Origin of the sequence: Paenibacillus sp. FSL H7-0940 (assembly GCF_037979415.1) — a bacterium.
Taxonomy (GTDB): Bacteria; Bacillota; Bacilli; order Paenibacillales; family Paenibacillaceae; genus Paenibacillus; species Paenibacillus amylolyticus.
This window is the reverse complement of sequence record NZ_CP150280.1, coordinates 4,509,594-4,533,527: the sequence shown is the minus strand read 5'-3', so window position 1 is coordinate 4,533,527 and position 23,934 is coordinate 4,509,594. Positions and strand designations below refer to the sequence as shown.

General features: G+C 44.6%; 25 protein-coding genes. 18 read left to right on the top strand and 7 right to left on the bottom strand.

All coding sequences use genetic code 11. The annotated features are described in order from the left end of the window. Nucleotides 1-99: 99 nt before the first annotated feature. Together MHB71_RS20110 and MHB71_RS20105 are read left to right on the top strand one after the other, a co-directional pair. Entirely contained in the window at nucleotides 100-372 is a 273-nt protein-coding gene (locus MHB71_RS20110) for a hypothetical protein (RefSeq protein WP_237176799.1), read from the top strand. Between the two features lie 99 nt (nucleotides 373-471). After that, nucleotides 472-798 (top strand): nucleoside triphosphate pyrophosphohydrolase, encoded by a 327-nt coding sequence (locus tag MHB71_RS20105; RefSeq protein ID WP_339285732.1) that lies wholly within the window; start codon nucleotides 472-474, stop codon nucleotides 796-798. Nucleotides 799-1,077: 279 nt separating this feature from the next. Here the strand turns inward: MHB71_RS20105 and MHB71_RS20100 are convergent, their stop codons facing one another. From MHB71_RS20100 to MHB71_RS20090, 3 genes are read right to left on the bottom strand one after another with little or no spacing between them, the layout of a single operon-like run. After that, nucleotides 1,078-1,848, bottom strand: a complete 771-nt coding sequence (locus MHB71_RS20100) for a MerR family transcriptional regulator (RefSeq protein ID WP_340027406.1) — start codon at nucleotides 1,846-1,848, stop codon at nucleotides 1,078-1,080. Further along, nucleotides 1,823-2,749, bottom strand: coding sequence for a DUF2268 domain-containing protein (locus tag MHB71_RS20095; protein WP_340027405.1), 927 nt, complete (start codon nucleotides 2,747-2,749; stop codon nucleotides 1,823-1,825). Before MHB71_RS20095 ends, MHB71_RS20100 begins: the two co-directional genes overlap by 26 nt. A gap of 59 nt (nucleotides 2,750-2,808) precedes the next feature. Further along, nucleotides 2,809-4,065 (bottom strand): MFS transporter, encoded by a 1,257-nt coding sequence (locus MHB71_RS20090; protein WP_340027403.1) that lies wholly within the window; start codon nucleotides 4,063-4,065, stop codon nucleotides 2,809-2,811. A gap of 136 nt (nucleotides 4,066-4,201) precedes the next feature. Here MHB71_RS20090 and MHB71_RS20085 point away from each other — a divergent pair, with 136 nt between their 5' ends. The 9 genes from MHB71_RS20085 to MHB71_RS20045 all read left to right on the top strand — a co-directional run bounded on the left by MHB71_RS20085 (nucleotide 4,202) and on the right by MHB71_RS20045 (nucleotide 11,349). Beyond that, a complete protein-coding gene (locus MHB71_RS20085) occupies nucleotides 4,202-4,843 on the top strand; it encodes a 2OG-Fe(II) oxygenase (RefSeq protein ID WP_340027402.1) in 642 nt (213 codons plus the stop codon). A gap of 143 nt (nucleotides 4,844-4,986) precedes the next feature. Further along, on the top strand, nucleotides 4,987-5,145 hold the full coding sequence (locus tag MHB71_RS20080; protein ID WP_340027401.1) for a hypothetical protein: 159 nt from the start codon (nucleotides 4,987-4,989) through the stop codon (nucleotides 5,143-5,145). A 63-nt stretch (nucleotides 5,146-5,208) separates the two neighbouring features. Then, a complete protein-coding gene (locus MHB71_RS20075; RefSeq protein ID WP_340027400.1) occupies nucleotides 5,209-5,823 on the top strand; it encodes a DUF6445 family protein in 615 nt (204 codons plus the stop codon). 27 nt (nucleotides 5,824-5,850) lie between these two features. Further along, nucleotides 5,851-6,480: a DUF6445 family protein gene (locus tag MHB71_RS20070; protein ID WP_340027399.1), complete on the top strand. Its 630-nt coding sequence runs from the start codon at nucleotides 5,851-5,853 to the stop codon at nucleotides 6,478-6,480. Beyond that, the gene (locus MHB71_RS20065) at nucleotides 6,474-7,295 is read left to right on the top strand and encodes a CmcI family methyltransferase (RefSeq protein WP_340027398.1); all 822 of its coding nucleotides are present in this window, start codon (nucleotides 6,474-6,476) and stop codon (nucleotides 7,293-7,295) included. Before MHB71_RS20070 ends, MHB71_RS20065 begins: the two co-directional genes overlap by 7 nt. 4 nt (nucleotides 7,296-7,299) lie before the next feature. Continuing rightward, complete coding sequence (locus MHB71_RS20060) at nucleotides 7,300-8,007, top strand: pentapeptide repeat-containing protein (protein ID WP_340027397.1); 708 nt, start codon at nucleotides 7,300-7,302, stop codon at nucleotides 8,005-8,007. Between the two features lie 45 nt (nucleotides 8,008-8,052). After that, complete coding sequence (locus tag MHB71_RS20055) at nucleotides 8,053-9,258, top strand: hypothetical protein (RefSeq protein WP_340027396.1); 1,206 nt, start codon at nucleotides 8,053-8,055, stop codon at nucleotides 9,256-9,258. Between the two features lie 281 nt (nucleotides 9,259-9,539). Then, nucleotides 9,540-10,838, top strand: coding sequence for a galactokinase family protein (locus MHB71_RS20050; RefSeq protein WP_340027395.1), 1,299 nt, complete (start codon nucleotides 9,540-9,542; stop codon nucleotides 10,836-10,838). A gap of 229 nt (nucleotides 10,839-11,067) precedes the next feature. Then, on the top strand, nucleotides 11,068-11,349 hold the full coding sequence (locus tag MHB71_RS20045; protein ID WP_340027394.1) for a hypothetical protein: 282 nt from the start codon (nucleotides 11,068-11,070) through the stop codon (nucleotides 11,347-11,349). A 103-nt stretch (nucleotides 11,350-11,452) separates the two neighbouring features. Here the strand turns inward: MHB71_RS20045 and MHB71_RS20040 are convergent, their stop codons facing one another. After that, entirely contained in the window at nucleotides 11,453-11,989 is a 537-nt protein-coding gene (locus tag MHB71_RS20040; RefSeq protein ID WP_036672574.1) for a hypothetical protein, read from the bottom strand. A gap of 250 nt (nucleotides 11,990-12,239) precedes the next feature. On the opposite strand from MHB71_RS20040, the gene MHB71_RS20035 reads away from it, so the two are divergent. Beyond that, nucleotides 12,240-12,569, top strand: a complete 330-nt coding sequence (locus MHB71_RS20035; RefSeq protein WP_340027393.1) for a hypothetical protein — start codon at nucleotides 12,240-12,242, stop codon at nucleotides 12,567-12,569. A 90-nt stretch (nucleotides 12,570-12,659) separates the two neighbouring features. Here the strand turns inward: MHB71_RS20035 and MHB71_RS20030 are convergent, their stop codons facing one another. Genes MHB71_RS20030 through MHB71_RS20020 form a run of 3 tightly spaced genes read right to left on the bottom strand, consistent with a single transcriptional unit; the run spans nucleotide 12,660 to nucleotide 16,415 of the window. Then, nucleotides 12,660-13,823, bottom strand: a complete 1,164-nt coding sequence (locus MHB71_RS20030; RefSeq protein ID WP_036672569.1) for a Ger(x)C family spore germination protein — start codon at nucleotides 13,821-13,823, stop codon at nucleotides 12,660-12,662. Further along, nucleotides 13,820-15,322 carry a spore germination protein gene (locus tag MHB71_RS20025; protein WP_340027391.1) on the bottom strand — a complete coding sequence of 501 codons (1,503 nt, stop codon included), beginning with the start codon at nucleotides 15,320-15,322 and terminating at the stop codon, nucleotides 13,820-13,822. The genes MHB71_RS20030 and MHB71_RS20025 overlap by 4 nt, the downstream gene beginning before the upstream one ends. Then, nucleotides 15,294-16,415 (bottom strand): endospore germination permease, encoded by a 1,122-nt coding sequence (locus MHB71_RS20020; protein ID WP_340027389.1) that lies wholly within the window; start codon nucleotides 16,413-16,415, stop codon nucleotides 15,294-15,296. Before MHB71_RS20020 ends, MHB71_RS20025 begins: the two co-directional genes overlap by 29 nt. A 195-nt stretch (nucleotides 16,416-16,610) precedes the next feature. Between MHB71_RS20020 and MHB71_RS20015 the strand changes: the two genes are divergently transcribed. From MHB71_RS20015 to MHB71_RS19990, 6 genes are all read left to right on the top strand, one after another. Beyond that, nucleotides 16,611-17,504 (top strand): NAD(P)-dependent oxidoreductase, encoded by an 894-nt coding sequence (locus MHB71_RS20015; RefSeq protein ID WP_340027388.1) that lies wholly within the window; start codon nucleotides 16,611-16,613, stop codon nucleotides 17,502-17,504. Nucleotides 17,505-17,781: 277 nt separating this feature from the next. Further along, complete coding sequence (locus MHB71_RS20010) at nucleotides 17,782-18,513, top strand: nuclease-related domain-containing protein (RefSeq protein ID WP_340027387.1); 732 nt, start codon at nucleotides 17,782-17,784, stop codon at nucleotides 18,511-18,513. Between the two features lie 264 nt (nucleotides 18,514-18,777). Continuing rightward, nucleotides 18,778-19,668, top strand: a complete 891-nt coding sequence (locus tag MHB71_RS20005; protein WP_340027385.1) for a hypothetical protein — start codon at nucleotides 18,778-18,780, stop codon at nucleotides 19,666-19,668. 227 nt (nucleotides 19,669-19,895) lie between these two features. Beyond that, complete coding sequence (locus tag MHB71_RS20000; RefSeq protein ID WP_340027384.1) at nucleotides 19,896-21,671, top strand: histidine kinase; 1,776 nt, start codon at nucleotides 19,896-19,898, stop codon at nucleotides 21,669-21,671. Continuing rightward, nucleotides 21,668-22,732 (top strand): response regulator, encoded by a 1,065-nt coding sequence (locus tag MHB71_RS19995; protein WP_340027383.1) that lies wholly within the window; start codon nucleotides 21,668-21,670, stop codon nucleotides 22,730-22,732. The genes MHB71_RS20000 and MHB71_RS19995 overlap by 4 nt, the downstream gene beginning before the upstream one ends. Before the next feature lie 272 nt (nucleotides 22,733-23,004). Beyond that, complete coding sequence (locus tag MHB71_RS19990) at nucleotides 23,005-23,922, top strand: ABC transporter permease subunit (protein ID WP_047844113.1); 918 nt, start codon at nucleotides 23,005-23,007, stop codon at nucleotides 23,920-23,922. Nucleotides 23,923-23,934 lie beyond the last annotated feature (12 nt).

The window sequence follows — 23,934 nt, the reverse complement described above, 5'->3', positions numbered from 1 at the left end:
TGTTACGCTTACAAGATGACATCATCCAAATAAAGGATATATGATGCAGAGATTACAAAGGATGCTCTTTGCTTTGCATCTGGAAAGTAGGTGTACATTTTGAAAAGAGTAATTGCTATCGCGTTTTTCATATTATCTATATTGGAATTGGTTACTTTAATCCTAATCGGTAAAAGCATGATGATTGGGTATATGGAACCGAGTACGTTTAGCGGGATAATTTCATTCCCACTAGGCGCTACGTATCTCTCGATCTGGATGTTCTTTTCACGGCAAGAGTTTACCGGAGGACGAGTCGCGGCACAGATCAGTTTTACAGCGGCATTGTTGACGGCGTGCCCGTTGGTGTGTTTGTTAATTATTTTCTATTAAATCAACCCATCCCTCCACATAGCAACTTGTGTAATGGCATCAAGGGAGATTCTGGATCGATGCTAGGAGACTTCAAAAGTAGAAAGGATGTTATACCACATGCCTACATATAACAAATTGGTGCGGGACAAGATTCCGCATATTATCACATCCAGCGGTAAGGAATGCCGGACCCGCATTCTAGACTCGGAGGAGTATAAGCAAGAATTAAGAACGAAGCTACAAGAAGAATCGGATGAGTACTTAAATGCATCAAGCGATCAGGAAGCGTTGGAAGAGTTGGCAGACATGCTGGAGGTAATCCGAGCGCTGGCGGAGGTACACGGGGCGAATGCGGCGCAGCTGGATAAGCTTCGGGCAGACAAAGCGGAAGCGCGCGGTGCATTCCAGGAACGGGTGTACCTGATTGATGTCGACGAAGCTTAACGTTAAACTCATTACAGATAACCTGGTCGATGAACTGATTACCCGGATGCACCATGCGTCCGGGATTTATATTATGACGTCCTTTATCATGCAGTCCGGGGTGAAACTACTGGCCCCGCACTTAAAGCGGGCGGCGGAGCGTGGGGCAGAAGTATGGATGCTCGCAGGAGATTATCTGTACATAACACAGCCAGAAGGATTGCGGGCGCTGTGTAAGGTTGATCCACGAATTGAGACAGGTTTGTGGCGAAGTATGGGTACTTCTTTTCACCCGAAAGCTTATCTGTTCGATGCCGATTGTATAAAAACCATAATAGCTTCATACAAAAACCTCAAAAAGTCCTCATCGCCAAACTGATCAAAATAACCCGCATAGCGACGATCCGTCGTATAGGCTTCCGCGATACACCTCAGAATCTCAACATCACAGCTCATAAACTGTTCCAGGCAACTCTTCCATTCACGCACTAACGCTTGTACCTCACCAGAAGCAGGAGACAGATTCTGATGTTTTCCCAATTCCCGAAATACCTGCTCCATGTTGACCGAGAACTGCTGGTAGGCTTTTTCTTGCTCTTCCGCAGACAGTTGGTTCACATTGGCTTCGAATTCCTGATATTTCTCGGTATCTCCGTAGATGAACTTCGCCTCAGATTCATATTGTTCTTGAATAGACAGGATGGAAGAGTCGTCAAACAGATGAAGATGAGAGATATCTGTACCATCCACATACTCGTCCAACTGGTCGATGATGGTTTCGAGCTTTTGTTTGCGTTGAACGAGTGTACTGCGATGCTCTCTTAGGATACCTTTCTGTTCATCTTTGGAGAGTTGCATCATGGCTGCAATGTCTTTCAATGAGAAATTCATTTCTTTGAACAAGAGAATCATCTGCAGATTCCCCAGTGCCTCTTGATCGTAATAGCGATAGCCGTTGTCCTCGACTTTGCTCGGTTTCAATAGATCCGTTTTATCGTAATAATGTAATGCGCGTTTGGTGATGCCAGTGATCTGAATGATATCTTTAACGGTGAAATAGGGTGTCTTCATTCCAAAATTCCTTTGTTTCAGCAAGAATGACACTTGTCGGAGTGATGGTCGCTTCGGTGATAGGTGTACCTGTTTTGTTCAGATAATATTGAATTAAGTGATAACCGCAGGCATAGCCAGCCGCATAGGGCATACCTACGGGCGTGAAATTTTGCATGATGGTAAGTTCATCGCCGTATAGATACGGATTAATTTGGTCAAAACCGGTGACATGCAGCTGGCCTTTCATCTTTGGCTTGATAACGTTATTCAAAGTTTCCATATCCGTCTTGGCTACCCAGGGTCCTAACAACTCTTCTCCATACAGGGATGTCGCAAAGCTCTCAGCCAACCCCTCGCTAACAACCATCTCGCCAAGCGTAATCTGCGGACTCCACTGGATATGTTGATACCTCACATTATGATTGCATTCATGGGCTAACACGGTTTGCATACGAGGTAGAGTATACCCATTGGGGATCAGGTTCGCAATAATATAACCCGGGATTCCACCATCTCCGCTGATACCTTCGTTCATCATGAGTGAGGGGCTATTTTTATCGCCTAACAAAATCGTATACAGATATTCGGAGACCGATAGTTCAATCCCGTGATCTGTAAAGGTCGATAGACTCGTACGAACAGCTTCATGACACAGTTGCCAAAATGATTCGGACGAGATCGCTGCTAACGATGCGTTAATCTCAGGTGTGATATCTGCTGGAGCGATATTCATAAAGTTATTCATCATGATCACGTCAAAGCCGTGAGGTTCTTGAGAGCGAAACGGGATCTGTTGTATGTTCCATTTGTTCATGAATGGACTCATCATTCGCTCGCGGTATAACTCCAATTTCTCATCAGGTGCAGCCTGGATGATCTCCTCATAGATTTGATCTGAACGTAACGCGGTAATCTTCATCCTTAATCTCTCCTCCATGTAAGCTTGAGATCATTATCAAGTATGACCTAACGTAACAGTCAAGCGTTGATGTTACGCTGCTGGCTCTCTGAATGATTCTTCATCTTCATTGCGAATATCAGACCAGACAGGATATAGATCAGGCTTAACAAGAGATAAGGGAGTTGCAGCGAGAATACACGATCAAATGTTGTTTCACTAACCCGCACCAATAATCCGCCGAGAAGCGTACCAATGGCACTGATCCCAAAGGACAGAAAGCGAAACACACTTCCGACCCGGCCAAGCATCTCATTAGGAACGGAACGTTGCAGGATGGAGGAACGGGTAACATTGTAGACAATAATGAAAAATGCAGCACAGAAGTACAGTCCACCTACCATATAAGCATTCGTGGTTAACCCCACCACACCGTAGATGATTCCCATGCACAAAATGGAGGAGATAATCAATTGTTTTGTACTCCATCTCTTACGCATATAAGCCACAGCCTGGCTCCCTACAATGCTGCCGATTGTTGCAATGGAGATGAGAATACCAAATGCAAAAGCATCCAACTGAAGCACATCTCGTACAAAAAAGATCTGAGTAGCCAGAATGACCGAATACATCAGCGTAACGGTGACAGACAGAATGGCTAATCCCCGAAGAAAACGATCATGATAGACATATTGAATACCGGACCACATCTCGCGTTTCCAATTCTTCATTGGGCGAACTTCCTTCTTGGATGTTTCCGTATCCCCTGGATAGAAGTTTCCCTTCAAACTGATTAAAAAGAACAGAGCAATAACAGCCGTTACGGCGTCTATGGCAAAAGGAAAAACAATATGCAGGGTTATGATAAATCCTCCCAGAGCAACGCCTAGAATATCACTTGTAATTAACTGTCCGGCGGTGAACTGCCCATTCGCTTTCTCCAATTTATTCTCATCTACCAGTTGAGGGATGACTGTCTGCACCGTACTGTCGAATACAACTCGGCTCAGGCCAATACCAAACATGAACAGAGCCAGAAGCGGAATGCTCACCCATCCTCCCCAGATGCATAACGTCAGGACTAGCAGAAGGATCATTCGCGTAAAGCCTGCGCCAATCAACATATGTTTGCGTGAGTAACGGTCGATGAGGACACCAACTGGAAGACTGAATAGTAACCAGGGTAAACGAAGTGCCGTCATGGTGACAGAGGCATACAGCGTATCGCTCGTAAGTGTTGATATGAGCCAAGGAACCGCGGCAAGCGTAAGTCCATCACCTAAAAAAGTAAGCGAAAATGCACCGAATAACTTGGTATAGTTCGACTTAATCTTCATAGTTTCCTCCACATTCAAATTCAAATCAGTTTTACTACACAATGTAATGTACAAAACCATATTTATTCCTTTTAATACAAATTTAGTTTAATATATAATGGAGTGCAAGACTAATTTTACTATTTGGAGGTATAAAATGGGTGAGAAAAGAGTTGATTTATATGAGAATCCTGTTATTTCTCAGAAATTTGTGACGCTTGAGCAACCTTATTTCCATTTCAAAGTGGAGCAATTTTTTGATTCAAAGGTTGCTGGTCATTTGCTTTCCTGGCTTCAAGACACGAATTTATATAGGACGGTGGAAGGTGGATTCTATAAACAAACTATGTTCCCAATTACCACGGATCGTTTGCCAGAAGACCTTCAGAACTTATTTGATGAAAAAAATCGCAATCAGATTCAAAAAAAGGCTGAACAATACTTTGAAACGATGTTTCATGATTCATTTCTTATCACTGCGCATCGCCTTCTCCCGACGGAAAAAACTCTCATTCACAACGACTATCTGGCTGATCCATACCATATGAAATACGGATTTACACATCGTATTATTGTATATATTAACGACCAATGGAAGAGAGAAGATGGAGGGGTACTAGGCGTATATGCTTCAGATCAAAGTAGTGATCTGGTACACACCTATGAACCGATTCATAACTCAGCCATAGGGCTAGCATTTAGTCCAAACTCTTATCATGATGTGAGTGAAGTGGTGGGTGGAGAAAGATACACCATCAATTTCACTTTTTTGTCCAAATCACCGAATTTCAAAAAGTAGTATAACTCATCATAAAAAAACAAAAAAAATGTGATATTTGTCATTGAAATAAGGTTTTTTGTTGTCTATAAAAAAATACAATGTTAAACTAGTGAATAGTTGGGGGAATTTTCAATAAAAGAAAATTAAAGGGAGGAATTACGATGAGCAACGAACCTAAAGGGAAAATGGAAGAGTTCGATGACGATATTTATAAAATGACTTCGCCTAATAATATGCCTATGATTAACGAACTGGAGTCTTTAACAGAGGATGAGCAGCAAGAGATGGAACAGGCTTTAAAACTTTCAAAAGAAGCCTAAGACTCTAATATTCTGAACGAATTCCCCCAGCTTCTTTAACTTCATATGAAGGGAGAATCAGTCGTGGAGAAAGATGTATTCATTATTGATAACTTTTATGGGGATCCTGATTTGGTTCGTCAATTAGCAATCCAATCCGATTATGTAAGCGGAGCCAAATATAATTACCCGGGATATCAGAGCAAAAAGCAGTTTTACACTAAAGAAATCGTTGAAAAGATTGAGAACGTTACCGGAGTGAAAATTACGGATATAAATCGATTCACTTTTGGGGCATTTCGAATGATAACCCAAGCTACAGGGACTATGCCCAAGGTTCATGCAGATAGTGTAATTGATTGGGCAGGACTGGTATTTCTTACACCGAACGCTCCCAAGAATAACGGAATGGGATTCTATAAACATCTAGAAACAGGGTTCGAAGGACCGCCAACGGACAAAGAAGCTCGATTCCTAGGCTTCGAGGATGCCAATGAGTTTGAAAGACAAGTGGTCAGAAGAGATATGGCTGATTTGTCAAAATGGGAGTTAACTTCTGTTGTTGAACCAGTTTATAACCGGATGGTTCTATTTAGAGGATCGCATTATTATCATGCCCCTATTGGAGGAAGGGGAACTAATCCTCAAGATAGTCGAATTACACAAAATTTCTTCTTTAATGAGGCATTGAGTGTATGACTAGGGGCAAATAAGGAGGCTGATGAGTTGTTGGATGACATTCATATTATAGATGATTTTTATGAGAACCCTGATGCATTGCGTAAGCTTGCCTTAAAGACCGTTTATAAAAACTATGGTGAACAACAAAATTATCCAGGGTATGAGAGTGTCAAAGCATTCTATACTTATGATATTGTGAAAAAATTCGAAGGGATTTTGAAACAATCCATTGTTTACGATCCGAGAAAATTCATATTTGGTAAATTTAGGTATTCTGTTGTGAACGATCTTGCGAAAACAAAAATCCATCTGGATTGGCCAGTTCATTGGACAGGTATAGTTTACTTATCCAAAGATAGGCATAATAGAGGAGGGCTTGGAATCTATCAACATCTCGAAACAGGGATCACTCGTTTACAAGCAAGCTCAAATTTTTATCAGCAATACGGCTGCAAAAGCATAGAGGAATTTGATGCAAGATATATATATCCAAACAGTTCAAATTTAGAGAAATGGTCTTTAATTGAAGAGATACCGATCAAGTTTAATCGGTTGATTTTATTTCCTGGCTCGGAGTATTTTCACTCTATTACTGAGCAATTTGGAAACAAAATAGAAGATGCAAGATTAACACAAAACTTTTTCTTTTCAACATCAGGTAACAACGTATGTTGAACGGTAATGTCAAGAAGTACTATGCGGATAAAGTTATAAATCAAAACGGAGTTGCCACCTTTTTTGATAGTTTCGTTCTGAATCAAGGGACTCATGATAAAACTGCTCGAGAAGAATCTCTGTCTTTACGGGAAAATAACATGGTTCAACGTGTTAAAGAAACGCTGGATATCAATATGGGCGAACGATATGTGAACCTAAAAGATAGGATAGCTGACACCCTGAAAAGTGATATGGATATGTACGACCGGATATGCAGCCAAGGTACTCTGAACTGCATTCAATGGAAGGGGAAGCCTCTTCTCAAAAGTGCTCAAGATTTCGTGCTCTATCCGATGTTGATCTGGGAGTTAAGGCCAAATTCAATTATAGAGCTGGGATCTACTGCTACGAGTCTGGAATGGCTAACGAATCTTGCTAAAGTCTCTGAATTAAATAGCAAAATTGTAGGCGTGGATCTTCATCTTCCTAACTATATACCTGCAGAATCTGAATTTATACAAGGGGATATTGAAAAAATTGAAACGTTACTTACCGTTGACTATTTGCGCAATCTTCCTAGACCTTTGCTGGTTATAGAAGATGCACACACCAATGTATCTCAACTTTTGGAGTGGATATGTAATCACATGCGTGACGGAGACTATTTAGTTGTAGAGGATAGTCTATCGAAACAAGGTACAATAAGTCATTGGATTCAGCATACCACGATGAGCAGTACCATTTATGTTGATACGTACTATACCGATTTTTTTGGAGTTAACACTTCCACTGCCGTCAATTCAGTTCTAAAAAAAATAAATAAGGCGGGTTAGCACAATGAAGACACTGCTGGATATAGTTAAACTGGCAAGTCATATAACTGATTCAACATACCAATATTTCTTAGTCGGAGTTGATGTCGCAACTGTAAATGAAGATAGATTATTTCCTAAGTTACACAATGGACAAAATATAGAACAATTTACAGCAGCAAAAACAGGCAGAGGACTGTCTCAAATTACAAGAGATCTTGGATACATTGTATTGGTTCAGGCAGAATCTGGTCATATTATCAAGGAGACAACGGATTTAGCGGAAATTCGCAAAGGATCTGTCGTCAAAGTGTTGAATGGTCGTTTGTTGATTCAGAGGTATGGAGATCATTGCAATCTGGAGGGCACAAATTTGAGAGGGGCTCAATTGGAAGGGGCAAATCTTGAACAGGCCAATTTGACAGATGCAGATCTTTCGGGCGCTAACTTGAAGAATGCTAACTTGAAGGGGAGTAACTTGAGGCAAACGGAATTATATGGAGCGAATTTGCATCGTTGCAACTTGCAAGGAGCAGTTCTGGATTGTACTGATCTGAGAAGGGCTAATCTGACAGAGGCTGATTTACGATATGCACGTTTGGATAAGGTCGCGTTAAGAGGAGCTGAACTATGGTCAGCATATTTATGGGATATTGACCTGAGTACCTGCTTTGTTGAAGGGACTGATGTGTCCAGGGCAGATTCAAGAGGGGCCAAGATCACTGTATCTTAAAATGTCCGTTCTTTCATCCAATATGCTTTTTAGGAGGTAGCAGATATGCAAGAAAAGCACTTGAAAAGAGGGTTATACGGCGATAGACATTTGATCCTGATTACAATGGAAAGTGTTCTGGCCCATGACCGAATTTTCGTTGGAAACCAGCCGGATGATTTTGGAATTGCCAGCGTTCTTGCTCCAGGCAAACGTGTGCTTATGTTGGGTTTAGGTTATGGTGGCTCTATACGCTCTTTATTGGCGGGAATAGAGAACATCGAACTTCATATTATTGATAATGATCCCAATATTATAAAAAGTTGTTCCAGTCTGTTTCAAGATGTATTCCCTGATATCCATAATCGGGTTCATTACATTCAGGGTGATGCTTCCGGCTTTTCGGAGATCATTGAAGGGAAATTTGATGCAATTTGCATAGATACCTACACGAATGATGGTTATCCTGATTTTATTTTTGGTGATACGTTTTGGAATCAAGTAAAGGAAACCCTTAGTCCAGGTGGAATCTCAATCGTAAACGCCATGGGTTTACCAACACATCTTTACCCATTGCAGGGGGATACACCTCAAGCAAGGGTGCTTCATCAAATGAGAACGCAAATGAATTATGTGTATTCTATGCCGTATAGAAGAAGTTTAACGTTTATTTGTTCCAATGAGGAACCTCAAGCAAAAGAAGTGGAACTTCAATATGAATTGAAGAAATTTGATGAACTGATTATCAATATGTTTCCGATGAGATGGAATATGGCGAGACGAGTAAATATTGGCATGACTCCTTCCAAATATACAAATCATGTTTCTGGACTTCAGGAAGATATTGATAAAGAAATGAACGCACGATGGCCTGACTTCATAAAAATATTGAATAGGGGACTAGTAGCCTGTGGTTATACCAAAATAGAGGCAAAGGACTTAAAGGCGTTGCTTTTTGATTCTGTACGTTCTTCCATACTCACCGAATGGTTATTAAATAATGACTATATAGAAGAGGCTGCTTTTATTCCGAACTTTGTAGGCACACTCTCATATACAGAAGATGCACAACATATGAGATGGTTTCACAAATGGATTTTGAATCATGGAGAAAGATTAAATCGTTTGCACAAAGAATGGTTCATTAATACAGCTTTGTGGCAAGTAATGGCATCGATTACAAATCCGTTTGCTCACAATGAACATTTGTTTAATGAAGCAGATGAGTTGATAAAGAAACTTACTCTCTATAACGATAAGCTGAAAGTATGAAAAATTTTATCGATAAAAAATGGATCTAACTCGTGAAATAAGCTAAGGTAATCGTGCTGTTGCAGTTACTTTAGCTTATTTCACGTTTTTTAAGTTTCGACAAGTAATCCTATTTTTACATTAAATAACTTCACAAAACGCTTTCAAACTTTCAATTCTACCCTACCTTTCCCGCTACGAAGCTGAGATAATGGGAGAGGAATAAGGTATGAAACAGACGCGACAACCATGTTCACCAACAGTCTAAAAATAAAAGCTGCATATCCATAGGAGGGTTATTAATGACGACACAACCATTGAATCTGATCCAATCCACGGAGGGCCAAGCGTTGCTTGCCCAAATGTATGGACAATCACAAGTAGAGGAACAGACCGCACGTTACACAAAGCTGAACGCAACATTTGAAGAGTACTTTGGCGCGCAAGAGGGAAGCAAGTTGTTCAGCGCAGCAGGACGCAGCGAGATTGGCGGCAATCATACGGATCATAACCATGGTAAAGTGCTGGCGGGCAGCATTACGCTGGATACGATTGCAGTGGCTGCACCAACTGCGGAGTCGGTTATTACGTTTTACTCAGAAGGTTATGACAAGAAATATGTAATCGATCTCACGGACCTCACGCCAAATACGGAAGACGATGGCACAACAGCATTGATTCGCGGTATGGCTGCGGGATTTGGAGAATTCGGATATAAGGTAGGTGGCTTCCAGGCGTATCTCTCAAGTAACGTGTTCTCGGCATCAGGCGTAAGTTCCTCGGCGTCATTTGAGATGCTGATTTGTACGATTTTGAATCATTTCTATAATGATGGAGCACTGGATGTTGTGACCTTGGCCAAAATCGGTCAGTATGCGGAGAATCACTATTGGAACAAACCTTCCGGTCTGCTGGATCAGATGGCTTGTGCGTACGGCGGACTCATTGCTATTGATTTTGAAAATCCTGCACAGCCAGTCATCGAGCCTGTTCAGTGGGATTTCCAACAAAACGGCTACTCATTGGTCATTGTGAATACGGGCGGTAACCACGCTGATCTGACAGAAGATTACGCTGCTGTGCCATACGAGATGAGAGCGGTTGCTCAGGCACTGGGCAGTGAGTATGTTCGGGAAATTACTGCAGACGCCATCTATGCCAACCTCAAGAAGGTTCGTGAAGCTGCTGGCGATCGTGCCGTGCTGCGTGCGCTTCATTTCCTGGAGGAAAATAATCGTGTCGATGGTCAGGTTCAGGCGTTGCGTGATGGACGTTTTGCTGATTTCTTGAAACTGATTACGGCGTCCGGGAACTCATCATGGAAGTGGCTGCAGAATGTATATCAGAGTGGTGCTGTGAAGGAACAGGAGATTGGCATCGCGCTGGCACTGACCGAGAATTATCTGCAAAACCTGGGTGATGGCGCTTGTCGTATTCATGGTGGTGGATTCGCAGGGGTTATTCTGACGATCCTTCCAAACGAAAAAGTAGAAGAGTATATGTCATGGATGCACGACATGTTGGATACGCCGATTATCGTCGTTAATGTGCGTGCACAGGGTGCGGTATGCTTGAATGCATTGATCGCTAACGCGAGCTAAATAGCACTCAGTTAAATAGTTCTAACATGATTCTACGAAGTCTGGGCTATGCCCGGGCTTTTTGGATTGTCCATTTTTTGAAAAAACCTCAAACTTTGAAGGTCTGTAATGTGTTATTTAAGTAGTGGTTTAGTTAGGTTGGTAGTTACTAGAATACAGGCGTATTGATTATGGTTCGATTAGGCGAGAGGCTATATCTCAATAATGTTCTTATGAGAGGAAGGGTTAGATGAGTACACCTACAGTGGCTGGGCAGGAAGAGGCTCAATTATACGAGGAGTTGCGGCGTGCGATCGATGAATTCGAAGAGGGCGAGCAGCGGCAAATAGTTCTGAGTCGGATGGTCAGACAGCTCAGGTTTGCCAAGTGGCGCAAAGATCGAATGCGCAAGGTTGATACATACTGCCAAAGGATCAAACCCGCGACACTTTGGATCATCTTAGCCACAGGCGCACTTGCACCAGTCTTGCTGTTTAGCATGTTCATCTGGGTATCGTTGTGGGTGGAATGAAGCTGTAGAGAAGAGGGATAACAATATGAAGTTAATAAAAAGAACCGTTAACCATCGGATTATCGTATTCCGACTGTAACGATTCTCTGAGCTATCTTTAGGGTTAGTGGGACATTTGCGTAGATTTACCGTCTAAGGATTGCACTTGTCCCTGAATGTACTGGTGGTAATCACGGAAGCTGCTGATGTGATGCAAGGAATCAGAATTCTCGGACTGAATCTTAATTTTGCCGTCCTGAGGCAAACTTTTCATCTCAGCAATGACGGATTTGGAACCTTGGATATCACCGGACATGTCCTGGATTCGCTGTAATAATGCCGGATGTCCCTCATGCTGGAGCATTTCGGCGAGCGGTCTCATTTCCTCCAACTTTTGACTCGACCGTTCAAGTGTGGTCATCACTTTGTCTCCATCTGTACTTGCGCTAAGCGAAACCATTCGGTGAATATGGTCTTTCTCCATTCGCTCAAGCGCCTCAAGATGAGAAGCTTCCAGTCGTTTGGGATCGCTCCAACTCTCCGATCGAACGGTGTCATTCTGTTGCTGGGATGCATTATTCGCAGTGCCATTACCACAGCCCCATAACAGAGATGAGCAGGTTAACACGGCTCCAACGGCGATGATACTTTTTAACCTCATGCTGTCACTCCTTCGATAATTTACTTATGGTAGTATGAGCCGTAAATTGGTAATTATGCATGTAAATAAAGCGAAGAGTAGTGACTAACATAAAGGATTTTTAATTCTTATAGGAGTATTAAGGCCAATGGTTGGAGGCCTTTTCAATAATCAATAAGGAACGAAGTATTTATATTTCCATATATATACTGTAAAATCTTCTGATAAAGATATTAAGCTGAACGATACGATCAGGAAATCGGGAGGGTACATGAGTAAGAGGAAGAATGAGAAGTTGTTCAATTATTTATTGTTATTTTTAGTTTTGTATGGAATTAGTTTGTTAATTTGGCCTATAGCTCTTTTCGGACTAGGTATGTCTCTAGCTGCACCGTTTCCGCATACATACGATACTTCCCGTGATATATTAGGTGAAATTCTTTTTACATATCCTTTGGGCGTATTATTTGCAATTTTCTATTGTGGGATTAGTTACGAGAACGGAAGATTCAAAGCCCCTTACTGGGTTGTTCATGTACCATTGCTTTGGCCTGCTTCATGGAGCATAGTCGAATACTTAGGATTAACATTTGGTTTTTAAAGAAAAATGGATTTTTTCTTATCAACAAGTAAAAAACACAAACACCCCTTATCCGGCTGCATACCGGACAAGGGGTGTTTCGCGTTCTGGCTACACTTTCCTTTTATATTTCCCTGTATACGGGATGGTGAGATGGATTTTCAGATCCTTAATCGAGTCTTCCGTAAGCATCATCTTGCTCCCGTTGTTTGATAACTTACGCCAGAGCTTTGGATTTTTGCGATACAGCTTCTCCTGAAGACCGTAAATATCCACACCACGCTCAAGGCCGTGACGATAGGTCTGCATGATCTGCTCCCGTAACTTCACTTCACTAATCTGGATCATCTCCTCATAAGAAGTGGGCACCAGGTATTCGTACAGGGCAGTGAGGTAGTGGGCATCAATGTTGAACGTAACGTCTTCACCCTGAATGACAGGTTTAATTTTGATCTTTGGTAATCCTACACTGAGTGCCCCATAGATCGTTCCATCCTTCTGCACAAGCAAGGGAGCACGACGCATGTCTTTGATTAGCCAGTGATAACCGGGAAGCTGACTGCGTGGAAAGTATTCAAAGTCATAGCCAGTCTTTTCAAAAAAGGCCCCTTCCACCAGAAACAAATCATGTTTCTTCTCATTCTCAGCCCACTGAGTATTGTTCAATGCAAGACTCGGCAGATACGTCGTGGTAGCGGGATCATTATGTGTTGCAATGAGCTTAAAACTAAGCACAGGTGGATACAACGATTCTTCCATATAAGTGGGGAGCGGGTTGTGAAGAATGCTGTCCAGTGGCGACATATTATAGATGGACGTTGCACTTAGAATTTTCTCCAGAGGCTCTCGTGTTCCATACACCCAGGTTGTATAACGGGATTCTGGAAATCGTCCCAGCATGTCGAACACTTCTTTGATATGTTTGCTGGTCAGCACACCTTCGGCCATAACAATGGCTGTCACATGCCCCCAAGCCATGTGTAATTGAGCCGTACGGAACAGTTCGTTCAGCGCCAGACTCATAGTTTTCCCTTCGGCATGTCCGACCCATACAGGCGGTGTATCTGCACTCTTGGTTGAACTTTCACTTTTGGCGACACTGGCAAAATCCAGCGTTTGCACATACAGGTGATACATGCCGTCCTTATAATCAATCCCAAAGGCTTTGGCGTAGTCCACCTGTTGAATCTCAAAGGCACTCCAGCACCCACTTGTCATCACGCACATCGATAGGCTTAACAGACCCAGCAAACATCGCTGTAACAAGTGTTTCATCGTTCGTTCCCTTTCTTGCGGGGCTCCTGGGTCTCGAGATAGACGGGTCTTCGTTTACCTAGCCCCTTTGGCAGTTTGAATAATGAAGCTATCGCTTGTTTGAAATGAAGCGGTGTTAACGGCGTGAGATACGGAATGCCAAATGATTTGAGGTCGGTCAGGTAGATGAGGAACATAATCAACGACAGGATGAACCCATAGATGCCGAGGGATGCCCCCAGGACAAAACAAAGGAACCGCAGGATCAGCACAGAACTGGTCATGACCTGATTCACAATGGTTGCTCCAGCTACAACAGTAACTGCGATGATGACAATCATGAGGGGAGAGACCATGCCGGCTCGAATGGCGGAATCTCCGATAATCAGACCTCCAACGACAGTTAATGTCTGGCCGATGGCACTTGGCAAACGTACCCCTGCCTCACGGAACAGCTCCATCAGTAGCATAATGAGAAACATCTCCATTCCCGATTCCATCGGAAGTCCCATGCGTCCAACTGAGATCGTTGCGACTAGAGGAAAGGGGATCTGATCCATATGAAAGGATGTCAGCGCAATATAGAATCCGGGCAGGAACACGGTGATCATCAGGCCAAGAAAGCGCAGCATCCGTCCTACGTTCACAGGCAAGAAGGGAAAGCTGGCATCCTCCGGGGATTTGAGCAGAAGAAACAGATTGACTGGCCCAATGATGGCGCTGGGATTGCCGTCGACAATGAGGATAAAACGTCCATTCAGGAGACATTCCGCAGCAAAGTCAGGCCTGCCCGTATAATGGGTGACGGGAAACAAAGTAATCTTCGAAGGCGACAGCAATTCTTCCAGTTCGTTGGCCGTCAAGATGCGTTCGGTCTCAATCTTACGCAACCGATCCTGAACGTCCTCGATCAGCTCCGGATTGGCGATATTCTTGATATACATCAACGCCACCTTGGTTGCAGAACGTGAACCGATCAGTTCGATATTGCAGGCCAGTTGGTTCGTACGCAGACGGGTGCGTATCAAGGCAACATTGACGGCAAGTGGTTCAATGAACCCATCTCTTGCCCCGCGGATCGAAACTTCGGTGGTGGATTCCTCCGGTGTTCGAGTAGGGATGTTAGATATATCAATACTCCACATAGTTTGCAGGGAAGGAATACAGATCAACATGTGGCCTTCAAAAACACGAAGAGACATCAGTTCAGTTCCAAATGCCGGATCTTGCAGATCCATTCGGGTCCAATCCAGGCTGATGCACTTTTCAATATCGGATGTACGGATAAAGTGTGTATTTTCATATGTTCGTTTGAGTTCCGGGAGAATAATATCATAGATCGCTTCACTATCCACCATACCGCTACAATAGGTCATAAGGAGTTGCATCGGAGGTTCTCCGAACATATGACTATTGATGATGACATCATCAGATCCGGCAAAAAAGGTGTTCAGGTTATGCTCGTTCATTCGGAACGGTTCAACTTCACGATTATTCTTGGGTTGGGCTGAGATCGGCACGTTCGGGAGCCTCCTTGTCCTTTTTGTGGATTAATGCAGCAATGGTTAATATCACGGTAACGATGGAGACATAGGCCAGCATGACCGGGAACTGAATATGATCCACGTAGTAGTCGACGTAATCAATGCGCCACCATTGCATCGCCATGAAGCTCATGATGACGGTAATGGTGAGAATCGCGATATATCGTTTCTTCGGTCTGCGGAAATTCAGCAGATCCACGATGAGATACATGGATATGGCCACTCTTGCAAAGGAACCACTAAGCCACTGATAGATGGATAGAAAATCAACGTGTTGCAGCAGTTTTCCAATATTCACAAGTTTCCATTGCTCATAGGGACTGTTTCGTTGTTTCGCTGCTTCTTCAGGTCCGAATTCCACGATGGCTCCGATCGTGGGACCGATCGCCATACTGAGCATAAACACGCCAAGGATCAGAACATGCCACCAACGAATTTTGCCTTTGACTTCATGTTGGAACAACATAAGAATCCAGATTTCCATAAGCCCGGCAAGAGAGTAGATCATGCCCCGCCACACGGGACCCATACCGTTCTCCATAATCGGGAACAATAGACTGTAGTCTTTATATTTCATATTGGCGGACATTACAAAATAACCAAGCAAAATGACAAAGGGCAGCAGCAGACTGGAAGTCATCGCAATGGAGCGTATGCCCTTGGCCGCTGCCCAGGCAGCAACCAGTGCTCCGCCACCTGCCAGAACATAGGGAGGTGTGAATTGAAGATATGTGGACACGGTCCAGTTGGTTGTCTCATACAGCGTATGCGTGCCAAGCGTGAATAGCAGAATGGAAGCGGAGATCCGGAAGATCCAGGAAGGGACCGCCCCGAATTCTCGCGTAATCCAATCTGTTAATCGTTGTCCACGTACACGGCGAATAATGATGTACATCATACATAGAAACAACATGAAAAAAGGTCCTGCCGCCACGACAGACAACCATCCATCCCTGCCTGCTGCTTCGAGAATTCCTGGAATGGACAAGACATGGCAGACCAGTCCGGCACTTAATAAAATGATGGAAAAGGACAACCAAATGGTAATTTGACCTTTTTCACGACTCATGCGAATCCTCCTTTCCAATGAAGGAAGTTTCCGTTAGGTTGTACAGCATACAGGAAGTTGATTCCTTTTTCAGATTTTTTCACAGAAAGCTGCAAGCGATATGGACGGACTACGCAGAAAGCTTTAACATACAGATATAGCAATGTCGAAGACAAGCACTGAGCGAAGCATAGAGAAATAGGGAGGAAACCTGCGATGACAAATACAACGAAGGCACCTGGAGAGACAAAAGTTGGATTTATTGGTACAGGCGTGATGGGTAAAAGCATGGCTGGGCACATCCAGCAAGCGGGATATCCGCTGCATGTGTACACGCGAACTGCTGCCAAAGCGGAAGCATTGGTGAAGGAAGGTGCCGTATGGCATGACACACCAGGCAAACTGGCTGCCGCGTGTGATGTCATCATCACAATGGTGGGGTATCCGAAAGATGTAGAGGAGATCTATCTCGGTAAGGATGGTCTCGTTGCCAATGCCAAACCGGGTTCATATCTGATTGATATGACAACATCCAGTCCGCTACTGGCTGCACGAATCTTTGAAGCTGCGGAAGCCAAAGGACTGCATGCACTGGACGCGCCTGTGTCGGGCGGTGATATCGGAGCGCAGAACGCGAAGTTGTCCATTATGGTTGGTGGTAGTTCGGAGGCCTTTGAAGCCGTGCGTCCGCTGTTTGAGCAGATGGGCACCAACATTGTGTTGCAAGGCAAGGCGGGAGCCGGGCAGCATACCAAAATGTGCAACCAGATTGCCATTGCCTCTGGCATGATGGGTGTATGCGAAGCACTTGCCTATGCCAAGACGTCTGGTCTGGACGCGGAGACCGTGCTGAAGAGCATTGCTACCGGTGCAGCCGGAAGCTGGTCGCTCAGCAATCTCGGTCCGCGCATGATCGCAGGCGATTATGAGCCTGGATTCTATGTGAAACATTTTATCAAAGACATGGGAATTGCACTGGAGTCTGCAAAAGCGATGGGCATGAAAACGCCTGGGTTGGCCCTGGCCGAATCCCTGTATCAGGAAATAGCGAATAATGGGCTGGAAGAGAAGGGTACTCAGGTGCTCTACACCTATTATCTTCAGGCTTAACAACCAAGAGAACAGCAGCGTATTCTTTTTCTATTCAGGAAAGGGTTGCGCTGTTTTTTTCAATTTTGCAGCTTGTTTATGCGTCTAAAGTCACGAAATTGGTTAAATGTTCATATGTACTTTGCGTATTGGAGAGATTTTGATCGTTTTCCCTTTATTTTTACCCCGCTTTATCCGACATAAGTAATAGAAGTTTACATAATGAATGTGTCAAAGGATGTTATTCCTCCTGTAATGGTCACCCGTAACCCACACTATAATAGAACGGAGCTTGCCCATGTTCAAGAAAATCCTGTCTCTGTTCAAGACACAACCAGAGCTTGCGAACCAGATTACAGCCTCCGCTTCAGCGTTGCCATCAACGACAACCATTCCCCCGCGTATGGTCCGTAGTAAGCGCAGGAAAAAGGCGGAAGGGGATTGGACACGCCAGCCGGAGGAGCCTAGTACAGCAGATCAGCTGATAGGTCTTCCAAGTCAATATAAAGTGCTGAACGACCTGCTCGTTACCAATCCGAAGTCACGCTCCGGTTATTCGCAGATTGATCATGTCGTAATCGGTCCTCGGGCAATCTTCGTGATCGAAACCCGAAATCTGACAACAGGTGAGATTCGCGGCGGAAGAAGAGAGGCCAATTGGTCAGTCAGCAGCAGTCGGGTCAAAATGTACAATCCACTCATGCAGCATCGTGCACATGTGGAAGCCATCCATGCACACCTCGGAGACTACAAAAGAGTACGTCTTGTCTCCATGGTGACCTTCACGAACCGTTGCCGCATCAGTGTTGATCCTGCTGTGAGATATGTGAATTCGGATGAACTAATCATCTATGATCATGAATTGGTGGAAACGATTCAACGCAAGACAGAACGACTTGAGACAGAGGTTCCCGAAACCGTATTTCAAGAGAAGGATATCCAGGCGATCTACGCTCTGTTATCTTCGGTCAATTCCACCGATCCTCAGATTCGGTCAGAGCATATGGAGAAGGCTAAAGGGATCAAATAATTACGCTTCACAAACACTGTTGTCCATACGGACGGCAGTGTTTGTGCGTTGCGGTGGTAGTTAATGCGCGCCTAGTAAAAGGCTTTAGACACAGGTATATCGTCGTATACAACCGATTTTTAACTTATGATAGAATGTAGACCATGTCCAATTGTGTGAATCAAGCATGTTATATGAAAGGATATTTTTGTAAGTGAGTGTTCAAGTCTTGGAGCAGAGGTTAATGGTTCTCAGGAATATACATACGATAGGGGAAGATATACGATGAAATGGTATTATACGATAAAGACGTTCACAGTCATGCTTGGTTTGGCAACGATTCTGACAGCTTGTGGTGGCGGAGCTAAAGAGACGTCATTGCCGGAGTCTGCTTCCGGTACAGAAGTTGCTTCATCAGAAACAAGCAGCTCAAATGCTGCTGTAACAGAAACCGCAGCAATCGGTTCGAAGGGGAGTGAGGAGACAGGTTCAACTACAGAAGAATCTTCTTCAACTGACGACGGCAAGATTGGAAAGGACTCCACACTGGAAGAGTTGAAGCAGCAGTATGCGGATAAACTCGGTTATATCCGTATCCCGCTTACGGATCATCCGGTGCGTCGGGTCAGTGAGGCGGGTTCCAAAAACATTAATGTAGCCAACTACAGTGATGCCGTTGTGGACATGAATGCAGAGGTTCCAATTCATTCCGATTCGCAGCGGTTGATTGATGATGCCTTTCCATTTTTCACAATCGTACAAGCACCTGATGAATCTTATATAACTTGGGAAGAAGCAACCAATCTGGAGCGTGCTATGGTGAAAACACTGTTTATCGCCCGTGAAGGTCTGCTGATTACCGAAGATGCGATGAAAAATAAGGATTATAGCAGTACATCGTTCCAGGATTCGATGGATTTCTTCAGAGTCACAGCGAAATTTGAATCCATGGCACCTGTTGCACAGCATCCGCGTGACATCACGTTGAGTACGCTATACGACAAAGCCCGCACGTCGTGGGGCAAGCTTGCTGCGATGGACCCGGAGCAGGATGAAGCGGCGTTTGCCGAGATGTACAAGACGACGAGAACCGATGCCAATAATGCCATGGGGTTGCTTAATGTTCTGTTGTCTACGAATGAGGAAGAACGGATCAAAGAGATTTACGGGGAATAAAAATGCCGTGATCCAGAGTCAATATGGATCATCCCGGTAACATGTCTGGATCACATGCCTTCAAACTCTGACTACCGCTTGAAGCGGGGTCAGGGTTTTTCTGGTTTTTTCCAAGAGGTGTATGATATGTTTTTAGGAGTAAGACATGTACGGAATATAGGTGAGGTGTGTGAAAGATGTGGTGGATGAATTTTTGTAAACGCTTTAAATTTAAAACGAAGCTAATCTTGTTTTTATCTACCGCAACGGTCTTAATCTCCGGAATCACAGGGTTGATCACCTATCGCATCCATATCGACCTGTTCAATGAAGAGGTCAGTCGCCAGTATAGTCTTACCGCAGAGCAGATTCTTGCACGTCTGGATTCCAGGGTACACGACATGTATAAAGTCACCGATTATATCACACTGAATCCCTCCGTAAAAAATGCCATCAAAGCACAGACCTCTGGCATCTCGTCCTATGATCAGATGAAGCTAGAAGATGAACTGGATGATCAGTTGTATCAGGTAAGGCTGGATGCACCGGAGATCATGGGGCTCCGCATATATGACCTGAAGGATAACATATTTAATCTCGGCGCCTTTGCTGGCTCATTTCAACAGATGGATCCTTCCTATCTGGCAGAGATGGTTCATAGACTGGAAGGAACGGGCGGCGAATATGGTTGGAATCGTTTGGGGCCGGATGCTTTCTTGCAGGAGGAACAATCCAATTGGATTCTGGCGGGACGATTAATGCGGTCTGTTGATCTGGAGACCTATGGCGTAATGCTAATTCTGTTTAACACCTCGTTGTTCGAATCGTACCTCAAAGATCTGCGACTGAACGAGGAAGTTGCTGTCTACTTGTTTGACGCAGATGGTGAGCTTCTATATGCCTTTCATAATCAGGATGCGGATCCACCACCACTTACCGAGCTAAGCCTAGGGGCGACGGAGATCAGGGACGAGCAGGGAACAACCCAATTGTATACGAAGCAAACGTCAGACAAAGCGGGCTTCACCCTGGTCAGCAAGGTCTCACTCGCTCAGATTCAGAACAAGGGAAAGATCATTGTAAAAGTTGCTGTGTTCTCTGCGGTAGCCAGCATATTATGCTCCTGGTTCATCATTACCGTAATTAGCGGCAGACTGTTGCGTCCACTTGCGAGTCTAGTCAACGCGATGAAAAGAGTGCGTGATGGACAGTTCGATACACGGGTACGCATCGAGACACGGGATGAGCTCGGTTTCATCGGTGAACGATTCAATGCAATGGCTTCCCGGATTGATACGCTTATACATGAAGTGTACGAGCGGGAACTCAGTGAAAAAGAAGCTGAACTCAAAGCTATTCAGGCCCAGCTGAATCCCCATTTTCTGTATAACACCTTGAGCATGTTTTTCTGGAAGTTCTATATGCTTGGTGATGAGAAATCGGCTCGCCTGGTCACTGCCTTGTCCGAGATGCTGCAGTATACGCTGGAACCCGTGAAGCAACTAACGACCGTGCAGGATGAGATGAAGCAAATAGATCACTACCTGCAGATTCAGCAGGCCCGGTATCAGGAAGCCTTGTCGATTGAAATTGCCGTTCCTGCTGAATTGTTTCGCTGTCAGGTGATCCGACTGTTGCTTCAGCCCATCGTGGAGAATGTTTTTGTTCATGCCTTCTCGGACAAAAGGAACAACCGCCAGCTGGAAATTCGTGGCTCGCGGCATACCGGGCATGAAGGAGAGCCGGATCTGCTCATCATTGAAATTTCAGATAACGGCTGCGGCATGCACGCATCGGTCATTGAACGCATTATGACGCCAGTGGCACATGCAGATGAGGAACGTCAGCACATTGGCATGCGGAGTGTACTTCGAAGAATTGAGTTGATTCACGGTGAACCCTACGGTGTACAGATCGAGTCGACTGTGGGAGAGGGTACGCTAGTACGTCTTCGTTTGCCTTATCAGATCGGTGAGGACTCATGCCGGGAAATTCAGGTGACTGAGAGGAGTAGGTTCTGTTGAATGGACGTATGCTCGTAGTGGATGATGAAGCATTATTTCGTCAGGGTCTGATTCATCTGGTTCGCAATAACCCCCTCGGTTGGGAGGTCGTTGGGGAAGCGGCCGATGGAGAAGAAGCGATACAGGCTGTACACAGCTGCACACCTGATCTGATCATTACGGACATCAACATGCCTGTGATGGATGGTCTAGATTTGGCCGAACGCATACACGAAAGTGGACTGGACATTATGATTATCATTTTGACAGGTTATCGTGAGTTCGAATATGCACAGCGTGCCATCCGGTATGGGGCAATTGAATTTTTGTTAAAACCGTTCTCGCTTGATGAAGCATGTCAGGTGTTACAAAAGGCACATGAACGATATCGCCGAAAACAGTCCGACATTCGGATCAGGGAACAATACAGCCAGGTGGACCGTACCGAGAGACTGCGAGAGGAACTGACTTTGTTGTTGCTCCACCATCAATTCGGATCGATAATGAATCGGATCGAGATGTTGCTAGAAGAAGCGTCCGGGATGAGCTTGTCACAAGGCAAAGCGGAGATTCATATGCTTATGAAGGTCATGACGGACTTACGGGTACAACAGCTTCAGCCTCAGGAATCCGGTGGTATGGACTCAACTGCCCCAGATCCACTGCTCTGGATTCATACCATACCTGAAGTCATCGCTTGGGCCAGACGCAAGAGCGAAGAGTGGCTGGATATGCTAATGCGGCTAACTCAGGAACAGCAGGATCATGTCGTTACACGAGTTATACAGTATATTGAAATGAACTATTCCAGCACATGCACGTTGCAGGCCGTGGCTGCCCATGTTCATGTGACACCCAACTACTTGAGCCATTTGTTCAAAAAAGAGACAGGACAAGGCTTCAGCCAATATGTCAGCAAGCGCCGAATTGATAAGGCGAAGCTGCTGCTGCACAGCACTCGGCAGAGCATGGCAGATATCGCGGAACTGACCGGGTTCGATAACTCCAGTTATTTTACAACCGTATTCAAACAGATGACGGGGATATCGCCCCGCGAATATCGCAAGCAAGTAGCCAAGTGAAGTGCCCGGTAGAAATCCCCCTCGAACTGCTGCAGGGTCTCAAATTAAAGAGAAGCCTTCTCTTAATATCTGTTCGTTTCCAAGGTTAACCCCACCATGTGGGGTTATTTTTGCGTAGAAAATTATAAAAGGATCGTTAAATAACGAATGTTTACGCTTACATTTTTATCTAAAATACAACTATAGTACATCAACAGCAGAGAGGAGTGATGGATGTGAAGGGGGAACTGACCGCAGGTCCGCCGTCTGGATTACAACCGCCGGACAGTGAAATGAAGCATCGGATTCGGCAGCAGCGGCTTCGACGATTCAAGATGAATATACCGTTAATCTTGATGTTTGTTCCGGTGATTATGTTCTACCTTACCTTTCGTTATGCACCCATCGGAGGGCTGGTCATGGCCTTCAAGGACTACAACTTCTATGATGGACTGTGGAACAGTCCATGGGTGGGCTTTCAGCATTTTCAGACGCTGTTCAGTGATCCGCGCACGGTGGAGATTATTCGCAACACCTTGTTCCTCAGTCTGTTAAGCATCATTATCGGGTTTCCCATTCCGATCATTCTGGCCATTATGCTGAATGAAGTGCGAAATATGGCCTTTAAGCGAACGGTGCAGACGGTGGTCTATATGCCACACTTCTTTTCCTGGGTCATCATTGCGATGATGATCATGACGGTGTTCTCTTTGGAAAATGGGATCGTCAACCGCTGGGTCGAGGCCTGGACGGGAGCACCTTATCCGTTCATGTACAACAAGGGTTCCTGGGTAGCGGTGTTTGTTGGCTCAGGGATCTGGAAGGATATGGGCTTCAATGCCATCATTTTTCTCGCGGCACTAACAACCATTGATCCGAGCCAATACGAGGCTGCGCAGATGGATGGGGCCAGCAAAATGCGCCAGATCTGGCATGTCACCCTTCCGGGTATACGCTCCACCATTATTCTCCTGCTGATTCTGTCGATGGGGCGGGTGATGGAGGTCGGATTCGACCAGGTGTATATGCTTCAGAATTCCAATGTCAATGAGATAGCAGATGTAATCAGTACCTATATCTACCGCACCGGTCTTCAGGGAGCACAGTTCAGCCTGACAACGGCGATGGGATTGTTCGAATCACTGGTTGCATTTATCCTCATTTTTAGTGCAAATTATATCGCGCGGCGATTTAACGAAGGTTTGTGGTAGGGAGGGAGAACA